16 protein-coding genes are annotated in these 18129 nt (G+C 59.7%); 2 read left to right on the forward strand and 14 right to left on the reverse strand.

All coding sequences use genetic code 11. The features are described from left to right. Nucleotides 1–43: 43 nt before the first annotated feature. The 11 genes from IEV00_RS05565 to IEV00_RS11145 all read right to left on the reverse strand — a co-directional run bounded on the left by IEV00_RS05565 (nt 44) and on the right by IEV00_RS11145 (nt 13464). A complete protein-coding gene (locus IEV00_RS05565) occupies nt 44–2068 on the reverse strand; it encodes a threonine/serine exporter family protein (protein WP_188359272.1) in 2025 nt (674 codons plus the stop codon). 53 nt (nt 2069–2121) lie between these two features. Beyond that, a complete protein-coding gene (locus IEV00_RS05570; protein ID WP_188359273.1) occupies nt 2122–4092 on the reverse strand; it encodes a threonine/serine exporter family protein in 1971 nt (656 codons plus the stop codon). Nucleotides 4093–4199: 107 nt separating this feature from the next. Next, the gene (locus IEV00_RS05575; RefSeq protein ID WP_188359274.1) at nt 4200–5300 is read right to left on the reverse strand and encodes a lipid II:glycine glycyltransferase FemX; all 1101 of its coding nucleotides are present in this window, start codon (nt 5298–5300) and stop codon (nt 4200–4202) included. A 287-nt stretch (nt 5301–5587) separates the two neighbouring features. Continuing rightward, entirely contained in the window at nt 5588–5866 is a 279-nt protein-coding gene (locus IEV00_RS05580) for an HPr family phosphocarrier protein (RefSeq protein ID WP_188359275.1), read from the reverse strand. Nucleotides 5867–5983: 117 nt separating this feature from the next. Then, nucleotides 5984–7681 carry a phosphoenolpyruvate--protein phosphotransferase gene (ptsP, locus tag IEV00_RS05585; RefSeq protein ID WP_188359276.1) on the reverse strand — a complete coding sequence of 566 codons (1698 nt, stop codon included), beginning with the start codon at nt 7679–7681 and terminating at the stop codon, nt 5984–5986. A 62-nt stretch (nt 7682–7743) separates the two neighbouring features. Then, nucleotides 7744–9852, reverse strand: a complete 2109-nt coding sequence (locus tag IEV00_RS05590; protein WP_188359277.1) for a PTS fructose transporter subunit IIABC — start codon at nt 9850–9852, stop codon at nt 7744–7746. A 40-nt stretch (nt 9853–9892) separates the two neighbouring features. Continuing rightward, nucleotides 9893–10855, reverse strand: a complete 963-nt coding sequence (locus IEV00_RS05595; protein WP_188359278.1) for a 1-phosphofructokinase family hexose kinase — start codon at nt 10853–10855, stop codon at nt 9893–9895. Then, a complete protein-coding gene (locus IEV00_RS05600; RefSeq protein WP_188359279.1) occupies nt 10852–11643 on the reverse strand; it encodes a DeoR/GlpR family DNA-binding transcription regulator in 792 nt (263 codons plus the stop codon). The genes IEV00_RS05595 and IEV00_RS05600 overlap by 4 nt, the downstream gene beginning before the upstream one ends. 129 nt (nt 11644–11772) lie before the next feature. Next, nucleotides 11773–12252: a VanZ family protein gene (locus tag IEV00_RS05605; RefSeq protein ID WP_188359280.1), complete on the reverse strand. Its 480-nt coding sequence runs from the start codon at nt 12250–12252 to the stop codon at nt 11773–11775. Further along, nucleotides 12253–12846, reverse strand: coding sequence for a histidine phosphatase family protein (locus tag IEV00_RS11140; RefSeq protein WP_229723078.1), 594 nt, complete (start codon nt 12844–12846; stop codon nt 12253–12255). A gap of 3 nt (nt 12847–12849) precedes the next feature. After that, a complete protein-coding gene (locus IEV00_RS11145) occupies nt 12850–13464 on the reverse strand; it encodes a histidine phosphatase family protein (protein WP_229723079.1) in 615 nt (204 codons plus the stop codon). A gap of 128 nt (nt 13465–13592) precedes the next feature. On the opposite strand from IEV00_RS11145, the gene IEV00_RS05615 reads away from it, so the two are divergent. Beyond that, a complete protein-coding gene (locus tag IEV00_RS05615; protein WP_188359281.1) occupies nt 13593–14303 on the forward strand; it encodes an HAD family hydrolase in 711 nt (236 codons plus the stop codon). Nucleotides 14304–14321: 18 nt separating this feature from the next. Then, the gene (locus tag IEV00_RS05620; protein ID WP_188359282.1) at nt 14322–15017 is read left to right on the forward strand and encodes a hypothetical protein; all 696 of its coding nucleotides are present in this window, start codon (nt 14322–14324) and stop codon (nt 15015–15017) included. Nucleotides 15018–15319: 302 nt separating this feature from the next. Here the strand turns inward: IEV00_RS05620 and IEV00_RS05625 are convergent, their stop codons facing one another. From IEV00_RS05625 to IEV00_RS05635, 3 genes are all read right to left on the reverse strand, one after another. Further along, nucleotides 15320–16015, reverse strand: coding sequence for a methionine ABC transporter permease (locus IEV00_RS05625; RefSeq protein ID WP_188359283.1), 696 nt, complete (start codon nt 16013–16015; stop codon nt 15320–15322). Continuing rightward, complete coding sequence (locus IEV00_RS05630; RefSeq protein WP_229723080.1) at nt 16012–17073, reverse strand: methionine ABC transporter ATP-binding protein; 1062 nt, start codon at nt 17071–17073, stop codon at nt 16012–16014. Before IEV00_RS05630 ends, IEV00_RS05625 begins: the two co-directional genes overlap by 4 nt. Nucleotides 17074–17210: 137 nt before the next feature. After that, nucleotides 17211–18098, reverse strand: a complete 888-nt coding sequence (locus tag IEV00_RS05635) for a MetQ/NlpA family ABC transporter substrate-binding protein (protein ID WP_188359284.1) — start codon at nt 18096–18098, stop codon at nt 17211–17213. Between the last annotated feature and the right edge of the window lie 31 nt (nt 18099–18129).

An 18129-nucleotide genomic window follows, 5' to 3' on the forward strand; every position in this document is an offset into this window, starting at 1 on the left:
TCGCCGCGGCGTCGTCCTAAATCTTCAGCTCCCCCGCGCCCGACTAGCGGTTGATGGGGGCCTCAAAGCTACCGGTGGGGGCGTGATGCTGGTCTTCGGGGTGGCGCCGTTCTATGATGCGCTGGATTATATTCTGCGTGATGTATATACCCAGAATTACCCCGGCGGAGAGGGTCAGAATGGTTGCCGAAGCGTCGAGAATGTTGGCGATACCGGCCAGGGGATCGGGGTCGATCACCACCGAGTAGAGGCCGCGGAAGATCGTCAGACCCGGAAGCAGGAACATAATGCCCGGCACCGCAAAAATCGACTGGGGCGAGTGCAGCCTAAAGGCGAGCACAGCGCTGACCGATCCCACCACGAAGGCACCCAGGGCAACGTTGAGCTTGCCCGGCTCTTGGTCTACCAGGGCACTCATGCCGTAGTAGACCGCCTGGCCTGAGAGCGAAACCACCAGCACCCAAAACATGTTCTTCCAGGTACCCTGGGCAGCGGCCACCACCGCCACCGACCCCAGGGCCATACCCGCCACGCTGACCCACAGCGGCGGCGGGTTAAAGACCGCCTGCCGAATATCCATGCTGACCGCGTCGAAGAAGCTCATCACGGTCAGCGCCAGAGCAATACCGACCACCAGGCCAATAAAGCTCACCCCGGTGGTCACAAACTTACCGGCGGAGGTCAGCGGATAGCCGGTCAGCGCATCCTGGGAGGCAGAGACCAGCCGGGCGGTGGGCAACAGCATCATCAGGCCCGCCGCCACCACGTGGGGGCCGGAAACATAGAAGTTCAGCGCCTCGGTGACCGAGGCCTCGTGGGTCACGTACATGGCCGCCGAGGTAATCACACCCGAGCCCACCGCCATGGTAAAGAAGCTGGGCAGCTTGAGTCTACCCACCCACTGCATGGCAAAGTGCACCGCGATAAAGACGAAGAAGGAAAGAATCGCCGCGCGCCAGGAGCCACCCACGCCGAAGGTAAAGGCCACAGCCATGAGCAGGTTAAAGCCCAAAATTCCCGCCGGCGAGAAGAGTTTGGGGCGGGTGTTAATCTCGTGCAGCCGCCGCTCTGCCGCCTTACGGTCAAGACCCTTTTCTGTGATTGCGTGAATCAGCCGGTAAATCGCCTCAAGCGAGGAGTAGTTCTCTGAGTTAGAGCGCACCACCCGCACCACGGTGTGGGTAAAGCGTTCGCTGGTGCGGGCGCCAAAGGATGAGAAGAGCTGCTTGTTCTCCTCATCCACCGAAATGTCAGAGACATAGTTAATCAGCACCGACTGGCTGGTGACGTCTACCTCAACGTCGTCCAAACCGTAGGTGGAGCAGACCGCCACAATCGCCGAATCGACGTCCATGGTGTCGGCGCCGTAGTGGAACATGGTCTCTGCCAGGCGCACTGTGAAGTTGAGAACCGCCCGGGCTTCCTCCTGCTTCTGCACAAAGCGCTCACGGTTGACCTTGGCTGCCATGGTGAACTGGCGCTGGGCCACGCGCGCCACGCCGCGAATGGGCACCGTCAGCGACTGGTTGGGCTGCATAAAGGACTTAATGGAGCTGCGAACCGCCTGGCCAGCCCCCAGTTTCCGCTTATATGCCACCTTGGGAATACCAGAGGTTTGGGGCGCTACCGAGGGGTAGGCCGCCTGTTGCATACCGTCGGTTGTCGAGGGTGTCTCAGCCACACTAATCGGCGTTACGGTGGTGGTCAGCGGAGCCAGGTCTTCTTCCTTCGGCTCTGCCGGACTAAAAGGATCTTCTGCTACCGGCCCGAATGCCCCCTCAGCGCTGACGACTGGCAGAGCGTTGGGGTGGGGAAGACTGGTTTTCTCCAGCGGTTTGGTTGGTTCTGAGGACGACGCCGCCGCTGCAGGGGCCGCCTGCGCCGGTGAGGTGCGGGGTAAAGTTCCGGGTGCCCCAAAGGCTCCGACAGGTAGCCCGCCGGTGGACTGGGCGCCAAAAGGTTGCGGGTCATCCTCGGCAGAAGGTACCTGCTGGTACTGAGCGGTCTGCTCAAAGGCCGAGGCAGACGGGTAGGCACTCTGAGAGAGTCCCTGCTCGTTTTTCTCCACTGTTCGCCCCTCTACACCCGGTTGCGTGGAATCTTCAGAAATATGTTCTCACACTATCGGTCGAGTACCTGAATCGACTGGGTCTCGGTAAAGCCGGAGGCGGAATTCCGGCGGGGGCGCAGAACCCGCTGAATAATGTTCTGCATGATGTAGCTACCCAGAACCACGCCCGAAGCCATAGAAACAACAATGCCCACCGCCGTGACCATGCCGGGAACACCGGTGGAGTTGAAGTTGGTCTCCACGGTAAACATATACAGGCCACGGAATATAGAGAGGCCGGGGAGCAGGAAGGTCAGACCGGGAACAAAGAAGATAGCTGCCGGGGCGTGCAGGCGGTAGGCCAGGTAGGTAGAAGCCAGACCAATCACCAGGGCAGCTCCGGCGGTAGCGGCCCTGCTCGAATCAGCACCCAAAACCAGCAGAATAAGGTTGTAGGTCCAGATACCGCAGGAGGAAATCAGCGCAACCCACAGCAGGGTCTTCCAGCGAGCCTGAAAGGTCATGCCGGTAGCAACGCAGGCAATCATCATAAAGATCCAGTGCACCCACACGTTCGCCGGGTCAAAAACCGTCTCTTCAATGTTGAGTTCTGCGGTGCCAATCATGCCCAGCACCATCACAGCAGAGGCCAACCCCACCACGATACCCAAGAAAGACATACCGGTGGAGACCACCTTGCCCGCCGCCGTCAGCGGAAAACCGTTGAGGGCATCCTGCACCGAGGAGACCAGGCGCGAGGTAGGTAGCATCATAATCAGACCCGCCGCCACGATATGGGCAGCCGCTACGTTCACGCCGATAGAGGCGAAGATAGATTCCGGGTCAGAGATATAAATCGCGGTAAAGGTCACCACACCGGCACCGGCTGCCATGTTGAAGAAGCTGGGCAGGTTCAGGCGGGCAATGAGCTGGTTGACAAAGTGAATTGCCAAAAAGACCAAACCCGCCGCAATCCCTGCCGCCAGCGAACCGCCCAGGCCCATGGTCAGCCCAAAGGCCGTCATGATATTTGCCAGCATAATCAGCAGGGGCGAATAGGGCTTCTTCGCCTCGTTGATTTGTAGCAGCCGCCGCTCTGCCCTGGGCATCGAGAGACCCCGGGTTGTGATGTCGTAGATCAGCTTATAAATATCGTCGAGTGCAGCGTAGTTCTCTGACCAGGAGCGCACCACGCGCATAACCGTGTGGCTAAAGCGCTCCTCCTTTTTCTCCTGCCGCCCCGGAGCATCCGAGTCTGAGACCGTGCGCATCATCTGGGTTTTCACATTGATCTGATCGATATCAGAGACATAGTTAATAATCACCGACTGGTTGGTGATATCAATTTCAATGTCGTCCAGACCATAGGCGGCACAGACAGACACAATCGCCGAATCAACATCGACCGTGTCTGCCCCGTAGTGGAACATGGTCTCAGACAGGCGCAGCGAAAAATTGAGGATCTCGCGCGCCTGTTCTTTTTCCCTCACGTACTCTTCGCGGTCTCTACGCTGCTGGCTGGCCACCGCAAACTGTTTCTGCGCCAGGCGCGCCATACCGCGCATGGGCTTGGTCAGTGACTGGTCAGCGTGCACAAAAGACTTCAGCGAAGTAGGCACCCAGCGGTGGTTTCTCCTGCGCTCCCCGCGGGAAATCTTGGGAATGGCGGTGGTGTGGTCTGCCGAAGGATAGGTGGCAGGTTGCACCCCCTGCAGCCGGTCTTTTTCGGGCACCACCACAGAAATCACCGGCAAAGCCGTGGTCAAAGCTGGTGCCTGACCGGTATCGGGGTTGGGTTCAAAGGGGCTCGACTCGAAGGAATCGGGCTCGGCAGAGGACTCCTCCCCCACGCTCCCCCGCTCAAAGGCAGATGAGCCGAGCGAGCGCTCGTCCTGGGATTTCTCCCCCGCAGCACCTGCCTGCGGCAGGGAGCTCGAGGCACCAAAAACATCTGCCGATGCCGTCTCAGGCTCCACCGGCGCCGAGTCAAAAGCAGAGGGGTAAGACTTCTGCTGAAGGTTCTTCACCGGTTCAGTCATCATCTCACCCCTCTCAGTTACCGTCGGTAGTCAGCGCGCCAAGCAACGTGTAGTGTTTGGGCGCGCAAGAAAGCACCCACCCCGGCCAGAGCCGGGGTGAGCAAAGAATTTTAGTAGAAAGGCTGGCCGGTCTTACGAACCCACAGGCCCCGCATAACCTTCTCAGCCAGACGGTTCCAAACCTGGTACTTAGCCGGTGAGAGCACCTGATCCCAAACACCCACAAAATCCACCACGTTCTTGGTGAAGGAGGTCTTGAAGAGGCCCAGACCGTAGTAGTGGTGATCCTTATTCTTCAGCTGATCCGCCGGAGGAGTACCGCAGAAATCGTATTCCACGATATTGAATTCCTTCATCAAGTCGGTCAGCGCAGTCCACTGCACCTGGTGGGAATCGCCGTACTGCTTGCGGCGGGGCTTCGAGCCGCCGTCCTTATAGGTGCCCTTGTTGCCGTAGTTGATCACGTAGGCACCCACCGAGGGCTCGCCGTCCTCATAGGTGAAGTAGAGGCGACCCTGGCCGGCCTTCTCAAAGGTGGTCCAGAAATCGCGGTAGTAGTCGAAAGAGCGCAGGTTGACGTTGGCGTTGCCCTGGCCCACGGTATCCATGAGAGCATACATCTTCCGCATGTTCTCTTCGGTCAGCTCAACCCGCTTCACCTCACAGCCCTCGCGGGCAGAACGGCGCACCGCGTTACGACCGCGGGAGCTCAGAGACTTCAGTACCTCTTCCTCGCTCTTGTCGGTGGCAAGAATCGCGGTGGAGTCATTGGGCTGAATGTTGAAAGACTTAACCAGACCGGTCTTAGCGAAGAAAGCCTTGGTCTGCTCATCGGCAATAATATCGGGCTCAATCTTCACCAGGAAAACACCCAGTTTGTTCTCCTCGATGAAAGCCTTGTTAGCCTCAAGAATGGCGGGGATTTCCTCGGCGCTATTTACGTCAGGGCCTTTAATCATGTACCAGACCTTGCCCAGGGCAGGCACAGACTTCTGAAGAATCAGGTTGTAGCTCAGGAAGGGCGCGCTCTCACCGTTGAGCTCGGTGGTACCTTCGTACACCAGGTAGAGGGGCTCCCAGCCGTGCTTAGCCTTAACGGAGGCGAAGGACGCCGACTGCAACAGGTTACCGCCATTGGGGTTGGCAATCACGTGGTCATCCCAGTGGGCAATCTCTGCTTCGGTAGCAAAACGTGCTTTAAATTCTCGCAAGGGCCTCAACTTTCACCATGCGCCGCCGGGGGCAGTGCATCTAGTTTTTACTCTTCCATTTAGTCTAACGAGATAGGCCTGCTGTTTACAGCAGGCACCCGCGTGAGTATTGGCTCAGGGGGAACCTTCAGTTCACACCGGCGCAGTTCGGTACACATTCAGAGCCCAGTACACATATACAAATGTACTGGGCTCTCAATGTGTACCGACCTAGATCGTTAAACGCGCAAAGGCCCCGCCACCCATCAAGGGTGCGGGGCCTCTGTGAAACCTATGAGCTAAGAGTCTTACTCAGCGTCGTGATCGGTCTCGAGGATCTTGACCAGGGAGTCAAGAGCTTCCTCAGCGCCGTCGCCTTCTGCGCGAAGAACAACGCGGTCACCGTGCTTAGCACCCAGTGACATCAGAGACAGGATTGAAGCTGCATCCATTGCCTCATCTGCGGGCTCGCCCTCAGCTGCAATAGTAACCTCAACGGGCAGGTCGCCAGCTGCTTCAGCGAAGATAGCTGCGGGGCGTGCGTGCAGGCCAACGCGGCTTGCGATGGTGGCAATACGTTCTGCCATGATGATTCTCCTTGAATAAGAGTGTGGAAATTTTCTTCCACTCTAAAGTCTAAAGCAGATAAGGTACCTTTTTAGGCACCAAACCAGCTGTTTGCTAATTTCTTATTGGCCCACAGGCTAGAGGCCGAGCTCATCCAGAATGGGCAGCTCTTCACGGGCTGCCGCCTTTGCCTCTGCCGAGGAAATCTGGGAGAGAGCCTTCACAGCAATCTGCTGTGCCTTCTCCTTGGTCACTGACTTCAGCACTGCCGAAACAGCGGCAATTGCGCCAGCATTCATGGAGAGGGTATCAACACCCAGACCAACCAGAACCACTGCCAGAGCAGGGTCAGCGGCTGCCTCACCACAGACAGAAACGTACTTCTTCTTGCCCGCGGTGATCGAAGCCTTACGAGCGCCGTCGACGGTCAGCTTAATCATCTTCAGGACGGCGGGCTGCCAGGGGTTGTTCAGGTGCGCCAGGTCGCCCAGCAGGCGGTCTGCTGCCATGGTGTACTGGGTGAGGTCGTTGGTACCGATGGAGACGAAGTCCACCTCGCCCAGGATTGCCTCGGCGTTCACAGCTGCCGCGGGAGTCTCAACCATCACGCCGCGAGTTTCAATGCCAACCTCATCGAGCATGTTCTTGAAGTTGCGAGCCTCGGAGGTAGTGGAGATCATGGGGGCCATCACCCAGATGTCTGCCTCGGAGCCCTCGGCTGCCTTCTTGATTGCCTCCAGCTGGCGGGTCAGCACGCCGGGCACAGTCCAGTCGGTACGGAAACCGCGAACACCCAGAGCGGGGTTCTCTTCTTCCTTGACGTTCAGGAAGGGCAGGGGCTTATCAGCACCGGCGTCCAGGGTACGAACCACAATGTGCTGGCCGGGGAAAGCGTCAAAGACCGACTTGTAGGTCTCAGCCTGGGTTTCCACGGTGGGCTCGGTGTCGTTGCCCAGGAAGCCGAACTCGGTGCGCAGCAGACCAACGCCCTCTGCATTGAGGCCGGCTGCCTTCTCAGCGGACTTGCCGTCGCCAACGTTAGCGTAGAGGGGCACGGAGGTTCCGTCTGCCATAACACCCTTGCCGTCGAAGTCGGGCAGGGGCTTGCGGTTAGCGTACTTCTCAGCAGCATCGCGCTGTTCGAGGGTGGGCTCGGTATCGATAATGCCCTCGTTGGAATCAACGTAGATCTCGGTACCGTTCTCAATCTCGGTAACACCATTGGCCGCAACGATAGCGGGCAGGCCCAGGCCGCGAGCCAAAATTGCGGTGTGAGCCTGGGGGCCGCCGTCAGAGGTAATCAGGGCGATAACCTTCTTGGGGTCCAGGGTAGCGGTATCAGCCGGTGCCAGGTCAATGGCAGCCAGAATAAAAGGCTCGTTGGAGAAGGGAATACCGGGAGCCTGCTGGCCGGTCAGCTCAGCAACAATGCGGGCGCGCACGTCATGAATATCAGTCACACGCTCAGCCATGTAGCCGCCCAGGGCCTCCATCTGCTTGGCGAAGTCAGAAGCGGCCTCCCAGATTGCGCGCTCGGGAGCCAGACCCTGCTTCTCCACCAGCTTCTTAGCGCCCTTGAGCAGGGCACGGTCGGTTGCCATCTGAGAGGTGGACTTCAGCACAGCCTTGCCGTCGCGGCCAGCATTTTCTGCACGGCTGAGCAGATCAGCCTTCACAGCCTCTGCGGCAAACTGAATGCGCTCTGCGGCAGCCTCGGGGGTCTCACCCTCAGCCAGCTTCAGGCCAGCCTTGGGCTCCTGGATAGGCTCGGGCATCTGAAGAACAGTGCCAACAACACGGCCGGCGTAAACGCCAACACCCTTGTAGGTAGTCATATGAATTCTTCCTTTAGTTATGAGATCTAAATTCTGGTGCTTGTCTCAAGTTGCCGTAGAACTTATGCGGCAACCGAAGCGTCGCTGGTGGTGGCTTCTTTCTTCACAGCATCTTTCTTGGTGGTTGCTGACTTGAGAATAACGTAAATCAGAGCCGAAACGATGGTGCCGACAATCACTGCCACAAAGAACATTCCGATGTTGCTGGAGAGGCCCGAAACCCAGATACCGCCGTGAGGAGCGGGGGAGGTAACGTGGGAGCTCATGGAGATAGCGCCTGCCACAGCGGCACCGATCATCGACGAGGGAATCACGCGCAGCGGGTCAGCGGTGGCGAAGGGAATAGCGCCCTCAGAGATGAAGGAGGCACCCAGCAGCCAGGCTGCCTTGCCGTTCTGGCGCTCAGCGTCGGTGAAGAGCTTGGGGCGAACCGCGGTGGCAAGTGCCATAGCCAGCGGGGGAACCATACCGGAAATCATCACAGCTGCCATAACCTCCTGGGCACCGGTACCGGTGGCCAGGTTGGTGGTAGCGAAGAGATAGGCCGCCTTATTGACGGGACCACCCAGGTCAAAGCCCATCATGGCGCCGAGAATAATACCCAGCAGCACAGCGGAGGTGCCGGACATCGAGTTCAGCCAGTCGGTCAGGCCGGTCATAATCCAGGCAATGGGCCCGCCCAGAACGAAGAACATCAGGCCCGCTGAGAAGAGGGTTGCCACCAGAGGGGTGATCACCACGGGCATCATAGCTGCCAGCCAGCGAGGTAGCTTAGGCAGGGAGAGCCAGTAGGCGCACAGGCCGGCCAGCAGACCGGAGACGATACCGCCCAGGAAGCCACCGTTAACACCAACAGCAACGGAACCGGCGATGAAGCCCGGTGCGATACCGGGGCGCTGGGCCAGGCCGTAGGCGATGTAGGCGGAGAGGGCGGGGACCATCAGGGTCAGGCCAAAGCCACCGATGTACTGGAGGGCCGCACCCAGGTAGAGGGAGAGCGGCACGTCGCCCAGGTTGGTCAGCGATGAGTTAGCCAGAATGGACTCGGTATCAACCTCACCCAGGTTGCTGACGGTCATGGACTGGAGCAGGAAGCCCAGCGCCACGATAATACCGCCGGCGGCCACGAAGGGAATCATGTAGGAGACGCCGGTCATCAGCGCCTTGTAGATGAAGGAGCCCCAGCTGGTTTTCTCAACGGTTCCCTCGTCTGATTCACCGGCAACGCCTGCAACGCGCTTGCCGTTGGGCTTCTCGGCTTCTGCCAGAGCCTCCTGAATCATCTGGGCGGGTTCGTCGATACCGCGCTTGACGGGGCCTTCGATAAAGGGCTTACCGGCAAAGCGACCGCGGTCGCGCACGGGCACGCCGTTGGCGAAGACCACAGCGTCTGCCTCTGCGATATCCTGGGCGGTGAGCTTATCGCCACCGGAGGAGCCCTGGGGCTCCACCTTGAAGTCGATGCCCAGTTCTTCAGCGGCGTAGGTCAGCGCGTCTGCTGCCATATAGGTGTGGGCGATGCCGGTGGGGCAGGAGGTTACCGCCACCACCTTCTTGCGGGCGGGAGCTGAGGACGACGCCGCGGCGGCGGTTCCTGCACCGGCAGCTGCGCCGGTGGAACCCGCTGCAACGGAGGAACCGGAGGTCTGGGCCGACTGCTCTGCCGCAGCCTGCTTCTCGGCTTCCTTCTGCTCGGCGGTCTTCTCGGTACCGTCGGCGTTGAGACCCAGGGCGTTATTGACCAGGTCAACAACTTCCTGCTCGGTCTTGGCTTCGCGCAGGGACTTAGTGAAGGACTTCTTCATCAGCGAGCGCGCCATGGTGGAAAGAATCTTCAGGTGGGCCTGGTCAGCGCCGTCTGGTGCGGCGATGAAGAAAATCAGATCTGCCGGGCCGTCCTTGGCACCAAAGTCCACGCCGGGGTTGGGGCGGGCCATGGCCAGGGTGGGTTCGGTCACCGCTGCGGAACGGCAGTGCGGAATCGCAATGCCGCCGGGAATACCGGTGTCGGTCTTGGACTCGCGGGCCTTACCGGCGGCGTAGAGCTCTTCTACGTCGGTGGCGCGTCCAGCGTTGGTTACTGCCTCTGCCAGGTGCCGAATGACATCAAAGCGAGAGTCACCGAGATTCTTGTCGAGAGAGACAAGCTCGGCGGTAATCAGAGCAGACATGCTCCGACCTCCTTGTGAATGTTCGAATAAAACGTAAAGCTTACAGGTTAATTTCGGTCAGGGTGACTGCCTCGGGGGTGGTTGCCGAGAGCACGGGCACCTGAGTTCCGGGCATGGACGCCGCCGCGGAGCCGTGCGCCACCGCCTGCACCAGGCACTCGGCAGGGCTCTTGCCCTGTTCGTGGGCAATGAGGTAACCGGCCAGCGAACAGTCCCCGGCACCTACGGTGGAGCGGACCTTCACCGGCGCGTGCTTGGCGTGCCAGGCGCCGCCGGCGGTGACCAGCACCGCGCCCTCGCCGCCCATAGTGGCCAGCACGGCGTCGATTCCGCGCTCTACCAGCTCAGCGGCGGTGCGGGCGGTCTGCTCAACGCTGCCCTCAAGCTCCTGCCACTCGTCGGGGCGGCCCACCAGCTCGGCGAGCTCCTCGGAGTTGGGCTTAATCAGGTTGGGCATGCCGTCCTGGCCATTGACGGCGTCGCGCAGGGCGTTGCCCGAGGTGTCCACGGCAATCAGCGGCGCGTTCTCTCCCTGGGCCTCGCGGATAGCGCGGGAGACCACCGAGTAGTAGTCGCTCTGCACGCCGGGAGGCAGGGAGCCAGCCAGCACCAGCCAGGAAGCGCTCTGGGTCTCCTGAATGAGCAGGCGGGTCAGCTGCTGCTGGGCAACATCATTGAGGGGTTCACCGGGAGCGTTGAGCTTGGTGGTGGTTCCATCGGGCTCCACCACGGTGATGTTAGAGCGAATCGGGGAACCGATGGGCATGTTGGTGAAGGCAACGCCCTCTTCGCGCAGGCTGGTCAGCACCGCGTCCTCGTCGTCACCGGGCAGAACCGCCACGGTCTCAAAGTCAGAGACCTTCAGCGCACGCGCGATGTTGACACCCTTACCACCGGGATCCTGAACCGCCCGTTCAGCGCGGATCACGGCACCGCGCTTGAGCTCCCCGGGGAGCTCCACCGTGCGGTCCATACTGGGATTAGCCGTTAGTGTCACAATCATGCGATCAATACCTCTACGTTAGATTCTTCAAGCGCCGCCGCGAGGTCGCCCTCGGGGGCCTTGTCAGTAATAATGGCGTCTACATCTTCCAGGCCGGCAAACCGCACCAGAGACTCACGCCCAAACTTTGCCGAGTCGCAGAGCAAAACCACACGACGAGCAGACTTAACAATGGCGGTTTTTACAATTGCCTCGTTGAGCCCGGGAGTGCTCAGACCGAACTCAGCGTCGAGTCCATTGACACCGATAAAGGCAATATCAGGGCGGATTGAGGCGTAGTGTTCAGCCGAACGAGCGCCGATAGCCGCCCAGGTCATCTTGCGCACCTGGCCGCCCACTAAATCCAGCACAATGCCGTCTGCCTCAGCCAGCTTCACCGCGATGTGGAGGGCGTGGGTAATAACCAGACGGTCGGCGCCGGATTTGAGGCTGAAGTTATCAGCGGCAATACGGTCTGCCAGAATCTCAATGGTGGTACCGGCGTCGAGAACCACAGCCCCGACGTCGGAATCCCGCAAGAGCTCGTAGGCCGCCAGGGCAATACGCTGCTTCTCGGGGGTGTTCATGTTTTGGCGCAGAGCAATCGAAGACTCCACAGAAGTAGACTGTTCAACAGTCACAGCACCGCCGTGCACGCGACGAAGCTTGCCTTCAGCTTCCAGAGCCGCCAGGTCACGGCGCACGGTCTCCATGGTGACCTCATAGCGGCGCGCCAATTCAGCGCCATTTACTCTACGAGCAGACGCTACTAGTTTCGCTATTTCAGCGCGACGTTCTTCAGCGAACATAAGGGCACATCACCTAGGTCTATGTGGGATGGTTTGCATACTAGCCTTGCGCATTTGATTTTATGTGGGTTTGTGTTGTTTCGTCAATGTAAACCGCCCTCAAAGCGCGAAAAACCGTGGTTTTTTGTGTTATTTCACAGGTGTTTTTGCACGCAATCGCACAGCTACACAATGAATCAGCAGGATTCCCAGACCCCAACCCAACAATCCACCCAGGGAATTTGCAAAAATATCCCACAGCGACGACGTGCGGCCCGGTAGCAGCAGCTGAACCGTCTCAATCACGCAGGTGGCCAGCGCAGAAATCACTACCGCCCCAAAGCGCCTGCGGGCAGGAAGAAGCAGGGTGAGTAACAGACCCAGGGGAACGAACATTACCACGTTAGAGAGCCATTCCACCTGGTTATAGCCGAACCAGGCAGGTAGCCACCCCACCGCGTGACCGGTCTCCAAGAGCAGCCTCAGGCTCTCCCCTCCGGCATTGGCGTCCACGTGAACGGGCCAGAGTACCACCGCGGCTACGAGCAGGCAGTAGAGACTAAGGACGGCGCGCGCCGCCCTGCGCGTTCGAGCTGCGGCAGCGGCGTCCTGAAAAAGAACCGAGGCCACCTAGGGCTTACCCACCAGCAGCGGCTCATCTTCCTCCCGCCAGGCGAAAAGGCCCTCCAGGGGAATCTCCAGCGGGGCGGCGTTGGGCACCGGGGTAGCCCACTCCCTGCCGTTGGAGGCAGACAGCACACGGCGAATCAGGGAACCGTGGGAGACGGCGATAATGCGCTGGCCGGGGTAGGCTAGCACAATCTCGCGCAGGGTCTGCACACCGCGCACATAGACGCTGCGCTCAGACTCCACACCCTGGTAGAAAGCATCAGGGGCACGGCGGGCCTCTTCGGGGATGTCCAAGCCCTCAGCCTCACCGTAGTGGCGCTCCACCAGACCCTCATAGGTAGCAGTCAGCTCCAGGCCCAGGCGGGAGCCCACAATCTCGGCGGTCTCCCTGGCCCGAGACAGCGGTGAAGAAACCAAAACGTCAAAGCCCAAGCCCAAGTCTGCCAGCTTATCGCCGGTCTCAACCGCCTGCTGGCGCCCGCGATCATTGAGCGGAATATCGGAGGAGCCCTGCATCAGGTGGTTCTTGTTCCAGTCGGTCTGCCCGTGGCGAATCAGGGTCAGCGAACCGGTTAGGTCAATCTTCTCAGCCATGCCTTAGACTCCTTCGTTACTGTGCTTGAGCAAATCCAGCCGCACTTCAGTCACCGCGGCGTTGGGAGGAATCGGCACTTCCTCACCGGTGAGCTCGGTTAGCACCTGCGAAATCCACATTCCGTGGGCCACCACAATCAAATTCTGCCCCGCATGCTCTTCAAGGGCGGTGTTCAGCGCCGCAATACCGCGCTTCCGCAGGTTCTCAAGAGGCTCAATCCCCTCAAAAATCTCTTCAATATTTTGCCAGTTATCGGGGGTCACCTGCACGCCCTCGGCAGAGCCGAAGCTACGCTCCTGCATACCCTCGTAGGTTCCCTCCACCTCAAGGCCCAGGTGTTTGGCGATAATCGAACCGGTCTCATAGGCGCGAGACAGCGGGGAGGTCACCACGGAGTCCCAGGAAAAACCGCTGTTTTCCTCGCGCACCAGACCGGCAAAATTCTCAAGGTTCTGCGCCGCTTCTTCTGCCTGTTCCCTGCCGGTGTCGTTGAGGGGAATGTCCTCCTGGCCCTGGAACCTGCGCTGAAGATTCCAGTCGGTCTGGCCGTGGCGCACCAGCACCAGGCGGGCCTGCTCGGGATGGTTAGCAAGATCAGAAGAAGCAGAATCAGTCATACATCCATCATCTCAAAGCCACCCCCGCTCCCCCGCCTCAGACGAACGGGAGCTTGGGCACACCTACTGACCGGGTAGTATCTTACGCCCGCCCAGCACGGGCCCCACGTCTATGAAAGAATAGACATATGTTCACCACTACCGTATCTGACGATTGGTACCCCACCTGCGTGGTCTTCGACTGCGATGGAATTCTCATCGACTCCGAAACCCGCTGGAACGCCTACCAAAAGCAAATCTTTGCCAAGTACGGCGCCACCATGACAGACGAGCTTGAAGAGGAACTGACCGGTTCCACCGCCCAGGCAGTTGCCCAGGTTCTCGCCGAGCTGACCGTTCCAGAGAACGAGACCTTCGAGAACCACTATCAGCACGTTCTTGAGGAAATTAACGCCAGGGAGGCCAGCGTTGCCGGCGAAGGTGTCGAGCTGATTCCCGGTGCCCTTGAGGTCATGCAAAAAATCTCCGAGGTTCTCCCCGTAGCGGTCGCCTCAAATTCATCGAGCAAGCTGCTCACCCACAAGCTCAACCACTACGGATATGCACCCTACCTGCGCACCTGGGTGGGCGCCAACGACGTCGATAACCCCAAACCCGCCCCCGATATGTACACCGAGGCTGTTCAGCGCCTGGGCGGAACCCCCGAGCGCGCCCTGACCTTTGAAGATTCCGGTACCGGAGTCAAGGCCGCCCAGAGCGCGGGCACGGTGACCATGGTCTTTACCCAGACCCCCGAAAACGCACCGCAGGGCAATGGCTACTTCACCTCTTTTGAGGATTCCCAGCTCCACGCTCAGCTCGACACCTGGCTCACCATGTATAAGGAAAACCAAGCATAAAGAGGCGGTGGGAAGAGAATGACCAAGCGCAACAACAATCGATTCGGGCTCCGCTTTGAAGATATGAGCGAGCAGGATCGCGCCTACTACAGCGCTTTCTTTCAGGATCCCGCCCCCGCTGAGGGCGAGCCCGGCTATACGGTACCTGCCCACCGGGCGGTAGCCGCCCGGGTTCGCATGTATTTTGGGCTCAGTTTCACCCTCTTTGTGGTGGGCCTGCTCTGCACCCTGGTGCCCCTCTTCACCGGCCACCTGCTCCTTGCCGGGGCAGGTCTGCTGGTGGTGCTGGTGGGGCTCTTTCTGCTGATTGCCGTACGACGCCGCCGCTTCGCTTCCCTGCGGGTTCCCGGCCAGGCGCCGGTTGCCAAAAACAAGAAAGCCAAGTGGTTCTGGTTCCCGCACTCCCTGGTGCTCTTAGGGGTTGCCTCAGCCATTATCGCCATTGCGGTGGTTCCCTACCTCTTCGCGCCCGAAGACGAGAACCTGATGCGCAGCCACGTTGCCATGTGGACAGAAATCACTCTGCTACTGTGGCTCATGGCTGCCCTCTTCTACGGCATCTTTGCCCTGGCGGTCTACACGCCCGAAGACCACGACGAGTCGATTATCCGCCCCACCGACTATGCCGAGCGCCAGCTAGAAAAAGACCTCTCCCGCGGAATCAAGCATGGGGACGACGACTTCTACGACTCCAGCTGGATTAGCGGGCGCTAGGTTCGCCGATAGTGGCTGTGCTGGGGCCAGGGCAAACGCTCTGCGCCTGATTCCCTCGCCCCGCCCGCGATCGCTGAGCGATCGTGGGCGGGGCTCAGTCCATACGGCGCTGCCGCGTTCGCCCTGTCCCATGCTCGCGGCGCAACTAGCGGCGGAACGCGGGAGGCCTCGACGCGCCGTATGGACTGAAACGCCGCCCCAAGCCCCTAGGGCTTGCGGCGGCGTTGAGGGAATCAGGCGCTAGAGGCTCCCGCGGACGACGCGAACCTAACTCAGCAAGAGAACCGAACCCGGCGGCGTCCTTATCGGCGCATGACCTTCCGCGCCAGCACGTTACCCACGAACTGAATCAGCTGCACCATAATGATGATGACGCCCACCACGGTCCAGGTCACGTAGGAGTTGAAGCGCTGGTAGCCATCGACCATGGCCACCTGGCCCAGGCCGCCGCCACCCACGTAGCCGGCCATTGCCGACATGTCGACCACGCCGATTACCAGGAAGGTGTAGCCGAGAATCAGGGGGCCCAGCGCCTCGGGAATCATCACCGAGAAGAGAATCCGCGCCTTTGACGCGCCCATGGAGCGGGCTGCCTCAATCACGCCGGGGTCAATGGAGACCAGGTTCTGCTCCACGATGCGGGCAATGGCAAAGACCGCCGCGAAGCACATGGCGAAAATGGCTGCGTTGGTGCCCAGGCGGGTGCCGACGACGGCAACGGTCCAGGGGCCCAGGGCCGCCAGAAGGATGATGAAGGGGATGGGGCGAACCACGTTGACGATGACGTTGAGAATGAAGTTCACCGGGCGGTTGGCCAGAATGTTGCCCTGGCGGGTGGTGTAGAGCAGGCCGCCGATCACCAGACCGATGAAACCTGCAATCACCATGGTCACCGCCACCATGTAGACGGTGTCGAGAATAGCGGGCCAGAGCTTACCGGGTAAGAAAGTCTCCCAGTTGATTTCGTTGACTGCTACGAGCTTGCCGGTGGTGTTCATGAACGCACCTCTTTCACGCGGGTTACGGTGCCGAGTTCGGCAATGACGGCGTCTACGCTGGTGACTTCGCCGATGAGTTCAAGGGTCAGGTTGCCGTAGGACTTACCCTGTAGGGTTTCCAAGCCGCCCTGCACGATGTTGAATTGCACGCCTCGGTTGCCCAGGTAAGAGAGCACCTTGCCGATACCCTGGTTGCCCTCGGTAATTTCGATATTGACCAGGTAGCCGCGGTGGCGGGCCTTGAGCTCTGCTGCTTCGTCTTTGGACGGCGCCTGCTTGACGGTGGTTGCCACAAAGCGCTGGGCCACCTCGGTCTGCGGGGCAGAGAAAACGTCGTAGACATTGCCCAGTTCCACGACCCTGCCCTTTTCCATGACCGCCACGCGGTCTGCGATGGAGGAGACGACGTCCATCTCGTGGGTAATAACCACCACGGTAATACCGAGCTCAGCATTGACCTTCTTCAGCAGGGAAAGCACCTCTGAGGTGGTCTCGGGGTCGAGCGCTGAGGTGGATTCGTCAGCCAGGAGCAAGGACGGCGAGGTGGCGAGCGCACGTGCAATGCCCACGCGCTGCTTCTGGCCGCCAGAGAGCTGGTCTGGGTAGCTCTTCGCCTTGTCTGCCAGGCCCACGAACTCCAGCATTTCCTGCACGCGGGCGCGGCGCTTTGCCTTGTCCCAGCCCGCTACCTTGAGCGGAAATTCTACGTTGCTGGCAACGGTACGGGAGTTCATCAGGTTGAACTGCTGGAAGATCATGCCAATGTTATGGCGTGCCTCGCGCAAGGCTGATTCCCGCTGGCCCGAGATGGTGCGGCCGTCTACGGTCAGGGTTCCCGAGGTGGTGGTTTCCAGACCGTTAATCAGGCGCACCAGGGTTGATTTACCGGCGCCAGAGTAGCCGATGATAGCGAAAATTTCTCCGCGTTTGATGGTCAGCGAAACATCATCGACCGCGGCAAAGGTCTTTTTACCGGTCTTGAATTCTTTGGTGACGTTTTCAAGAACCACCATGTCTTGGGAAACCGGCTGCGAGGCCTTAGCTATTTCTGAGCTCATAGTATGCTTTCGTGCTTTTGACGTAGTAGGCATAGACGGCATAAAAGCGGTAACCGCTGGGTCTGCCGCTGACACCGTGAGTTTTCAAGGTATCAGGCGGGCAGGGGTACGGCTACCGCTTCTGTGCGTGAGTGTTGTTACTGCTGTTCCTGCAGGGCCTTCTCGGTCTCGTCGAGAATCTTGTTCAGCTCCTCCTGGGAGTCGTTCACCTCAATGGCGGTACCCTGGGTGTTGTCGGAGACAGCCTGCTGTACAGCGTCGGAGTGGAAGACCTCTACAAGCTTCTTGTAGGTCTCGTTGTCGAGATCTTCGGGCTGTACGGCAAAGACGTTGGCGTACTTCTTAGCGGCGTCGGAGGAGGCGTCGTCCACAGCAATGGCGTCAGTTGCCTCCAGGCCGGCGTCAGCCAGGAAGTCGTTGTTGATGACAGAGCCAGCGTTCTCGCCCAGGGAGAGGGCAGCCTGGGTTGCGTCAACGGCTACAACCTCAACCTTGGAGTTTTCGGTATCGATGTCATCCACGGTAGGGTACTGAACGTTGGGATCCTTGAAGGAAATCAGGTCGTTGCCCTCAAGCACCAGCAGGGCGCGCACCGAGTTGGTGGGGTCATTGGGGATTGCGATGGTCTCGCCCTCACCAATCTGATCTACCGAATCGTACTTCTCAGAGTAGAGACCCAGGGGGTAAATTTCGGTTCCACCCAGCACAGCAATGTCTCCGCCGTTGGAGTTGTTGTAGTTAGCCAGGTAGTCGATGTGCTGGAACCAGTTGATGTCAATGTCGCCGTTTTCCAGAGCGGGGTTGGGCTGGTTGTAGTCGGAGAGATCCTGAATCTCCACCTCAATGCCCTCGGCCTTTGCCTCTTCTACGAAAGCATCGTGTACAGCGTCTGCGCCCACAACACCGATGGTGATGGGGTCGCCGGACTCACCGGATGCGGCTCCCTGCTCGGAGGAGTTTGAACCACATGCAGCCAGGCCAAAGGCAAGGGGCAGTACTGCGAGAGAGGCAACGAATTTCTTCACGGCTATGAATCTTTCTGTCATACAAAATGTG

The organism is Rothia aerolata (assembly GCF_014635585.1).
Classification (GTDB): domain Bacteria; phylum Actinomycetota; class Actinomycetes; order Actinomycetales; family Micrococcaceae; genus Rothia; species Rothia aerolata.

Excerpts from the sequence above, each read along its gene's own strand:
- IEV00_RS05600 (WP_188359279.1), bottom strand. The coding sequence starts at position 11,643 with ATGTTCGCTGAAGAACGTCGCGCTGAAATAGCGAAACTAGTAGCGTCT.
- IEV00_RS05590 (WP_188359277.1), bottom strand. The coding sequence starts at position 9,852 with ATGTCTGCTCTGATTACCGCCGAGCTTGTCTCTCTCGACAAGAATCTC.
- ptsP (WP_188359276.1), bottom strand. The coding sequence starts at position 7,681 with ATGACTACCTACAAGGGTGTTGGCGTTTACGCCGGCCGTGTTGTTGGC.
- IEV00_RS05595 (WP_188359278.1), bottom strand. The coding sequence starts at position 10,855 with ATGATTGTGACACTAACGGCTAATCCCAGTATGGACCGCACGGTGGAG.
- IEV00_RS11140 (WP_229723078.1), bottom strand. The coding sequence starts at position 12,846 with ATGGCTGAGAAGATTGACCTAACCGGTTCGCTGACCCTGATTCGCCAC.
- IEV00_RS05580 (WP_188359275.1), bottom strand. The coding sequence starts at position 5,866 with ATGGCAGAACGTATTGCCACCATCGCAAGCCGCGTTGGCCTGCACGCA.
- IEV00_RS05620 (WP_188359282.1), top strand. The coding sequence starts at position 14,322 with ATGACCAAGCGCAACAACAATCGATTCGGGCTCCGCTTTGAAGATATG.
- IEV00_RS05625 (WP_188359283.1), bottom strand. The coding sequence starts at position 16,015 with ATGAACACCACCGGCAAGCTCGTAGCAGTCAACGAAATCAACTGGGAG.
- IEV00_RS05615 (WP_188359281.1), top strand. The coding sequence starts at position 13,593 with ATGTTCACCACTACCGTATCTGACGATTGGTACCCCACCTGCGTGGTC.
- IEV00_RS11145 (WP_229723079.1), bottom strand. The coding sequence starts at position 13,464 with ATGACTGATTCTGCTTCTTCTGATCTTGCTAACCATCCCGAGCAGGCC.
- IEV00_RS05630 (WP_229723080.1), bottom strand. The coding sequence starts at position 17,073 with ATGAGCTCAGAAATAGCTAAGGCCTCGCAGCCGGTTTCCCAAGACATG.
- IEV00_RS05570 (WP_188359273.1), bottom strand. The coding sequence starts at position 4,092 with ATGATGACTGAACCGGTGAAGAACCTTCAGCAGAAGTCTTACCCCTCT.